We start from the raw sequence: 1,406 nt of genomic DNA, 5'->3' as shown, positions 1-1,406 counted from the left end.
CTAGGCAAAACGATCGAAGCTGGAATGATCCTAAAAGAATATCTGGTTCGCGGGCTGGCTTCCAAAGTGCTTATTCTTGTACCCGCATCCCTGGTCCTACAATGGGTGCGTGAGCTGAACAGCAAATTCGGTATTCCCGCTGTCGCCCAGAAGAAAGCGTATTCTTGGTCTTCCGAGGTCGTCGTGGCCTCTATGGATACCGCCAAGCGGGAACCCCATAGTAACATCCTGCTAGATACCGATTATGACCTGCTCATTATAGACGAGGCTCATAAGCTGAAAAATAAAAAGACATCCAACTACCAGTTCATTATGAAGCTGCGTAAAAAATATTGTTTGCTCCTGACAGCAACACCTGTACAAAACGATCTGTCTGAGCTGTTTAACCTGATTACACTGCTCAAGCCCGGTCAATTGGGAAGACATGGCGATTTCTCAGCCAACTTTGTTGTAGATAAACGTCTGCCTAAAAATGAAGATCAGCTCAAGGATGAGCTGTCTAAAGTCATGATCCGCAATCGTCGCGGAGAAGGCCCGGTTCAATTCACCAAACGAAATGTTTCCAACATTCACTTGGAACTTTCGCCGGAAGAGCAAGCGCTGTACGATGGGGTGACCTCTTTTGTCAAAGAGCAATACCAGGCGAATGGCGGAAATTTAAGTAGCATGCTGTCTCTCGTCACCCTTCAACGGGAAGTGTGCAGCAGCCGGGATGCTGTGTTCGTGACTCTGGTCAATTTATCCAAAAAGATGGCTCCAGACTCTCCTCTACGCGATCGTGTCTGGGATTTGGTTGCACACATTAAAGCGATCAAGGCCAATTCCAAAGCAGAAAAAGCGCTTGAGCTTATCCGTCAGATGAACGAAAAAGTGATCATTTTTACAGAATACCGAGCCACACAGGAGTATTTGCTGAACTATTTCCGTGACCGTGGCCTATCTGCTGTTCCTTACCGAGGCGGCATGAACCGTGGACGCAAGGATTGGATGATGGATCTGTTCCGTGGGCGCATTCAGGTCATGATTGCCACCGAAGCGGGTGGTGAAGGCATTAACCTGCAATTTTGTCACCATATGATTAACTTCGATTTACCGTGGAATCCCATGCGCGTGGAGCAGCGGATCGGACGGGTACATCGACTTGGACAGACGCATGATGTTAATATTTTTAACTTGTCCACAACTGGAACGATTGAGGAGCATATCCTGCATCTGCTGCATGAAAAGATAAATATGTTTGAGATGGTCATTGGCGGATTGGACGTTATTCTGGAGAAGTTTGAGAAGAAAGAATCCATTGAAAAAAGTTTGTATAAAATTATGCTTGAATCCAGTAGCGATGATGAAATTCGCAAAAAAATGCAAAATCTGGGTCACTCGCTGGATTCCATCAAACAGGAAATGGA

Annotated in this window: 1 protein-coding gene; it reads left to right on the top strand. The window is 46.1% G+C overall.

Annotation, left to right across the window (positions count from 1 at the left end):
- A partial coding sequence (locus tag GRP75_RS26935) for a DEAD/DEAH box helicase (RefSeq protein WP_160790885.1) occupies positions 1 to 1,406 on the top strand: 1,406 nt, incomplete at both ends.

The sequence above is a fragment of the Paenibacillus sp. OT2-17 genome (assembly GCF_009827695.1).
In the GTDB taxonomy this organism is placed as follows: Bacteria; Bacillota; Bacilli; order Paenibacillales; family Paenibacillaceae; genus Paenibacillus; species Paenibacillus polymyxa_B.
Note: the sequence above shows the minus strand (reverse complement) of the source record. Positions and strands in the feature narration are given on the sequence as shown.